Below are 1,497 nucleotides of genomic sequence, written 5' to 3'. Positions count from 1 at the left end.
GCAGCTCGACGAGGCGGTACGGGCGAGCATCTGCGCCGACGCGGTGCGGTTCGCCCGGCATGTCGGCTATGTCAATGCGGGCACGGTCGAGTTTCTTCTCGGCGCCGACGACCGGTACACGTTCATGGAGATGAATCCCCGGATCCAGGTCGAGCACACGGTCACCGAGGAGGTCACCGGGGTTGATCTGGTTGCGGCGCAGCTGCGGATCGCCGATGGGGAGAGCCTGGCCGGCCTCAACCTCATCCAGGAGCAGATCGTCCTGCGCAGCACCGCCATCCAGTGCCGGGTCACCACCGAGGATCCCTCGGATGGCTTCCGGCCCGACACCGGGACGATCAGCTTCTACCAGTCACCCGGCGGTCCGGGGGTGCGCCTCGACGGCGCCACGTACCCGGGGGCCGAAGTCAGCCCGTACTTCGACTCGTTGCTGGTGAAGCTGACGACCCGGGGTAACACGCTGGAGAAGGCTGCGCGGCGCGCCCGGCGGGCGCTGAACGAGTTCCGGGTCCGCGGGGTGCGCACGAACATCGACTTCCTGGTGCGGCTCCTCGCTGACCCCGGCTTCCTCGCCGGCGGGGTGAGCACGTCGTTCATCGATGAACGGCCGGAGCTGCTCGCTCCCGGCAAGGGGGCGGACCCGACCAGCCGGCTGCTGGCTCGCCTCGCCGAGAGCACGGTGAACGGATTCCCGCGCCCGGCGGTCGCCCTGACCGACCCCCGGGAGTTGCTGCCGCCCGCGCCCGCACAGGTGGCGGCGTCCGGCGGCACGCAGCCGCCGGCGGCGGGATCCCGGCAGCTGCTGACGGAGCTCGGGCCGGCGGGCTGGGCGGCGTGGCTGCGCGCCCAGGAGGCGCTGGCCGTCACCGACACCACCCTGCGTGACGCCCACCAGTCGCTGCTGGCCACGAGGCTGCGCAGCTTCGACATCCTGGCGGCCGCCCCGTCGTACGCCGCGCTGACGCCGAACCTGCTGAGCCTGGAGGCCTGGGGCGGGGCGACCTACGATGTTGCGCTGCGCTTTCTCGCGGAGGATCCGTGGGAGCGGCTCGCCGCGCTGCGCCAGGCCGCGCCGAACATCTGCCTGCAGATGCTGCTGCGGGGGCGCAACGCGGTCGGGTACACCCCCTACCCGGACGACGTCGTCCGGGCGTTCGTCGCCGAGGCCGCAGCGACCGGCGTCGACATCTTCCGGATCTTCGATGCGCTGAACGACATCGAGCAGATGCGCCCGGCGATCGAGGCGGTGCTCGGTACCGGGGCGATCGCCGAAGGGACGCTCTGCTACACTGGCGACCTCTCCGACCCGGCGGAGCGGATCTACACCCTCGACTACTACCTGCGCCTCGCCGAAGAGCTCGTCGAGGCGGGTGTGCATGTGCTCGCCGTGAAGGACATGGCGGGACTGCTGCGCCCGGCGGCGGCGGCCACGCTGGTGACGGCCCTGCGGGAGCGTTTCGACCGGCCCGTCCACCTGCACACCCACGACACCGCGGG

The 1,497-nt window shown here is 71.7% G+C and carries 1 protein-coding gene; it reads left to right on the top strand.

Translation table 11 applies throughout. The features are described 5' to 3' along the window. The coding region (locus AC08ON_RS05765) for an ATP-binding protein (protein WP_476616588.1) at positions 1-1,497 on the top strand (1,497 nt) is incomplete at both ends.

The sequence above is a fragment of the Frankia sp. CoWAU3 genome, assembly GCF_977971855.1.
The sequence above is the reverse complement of the archived record's forward strand: the minus strand, read 5'-3'. Positions and strand labels throughout refer to the sequence as shown.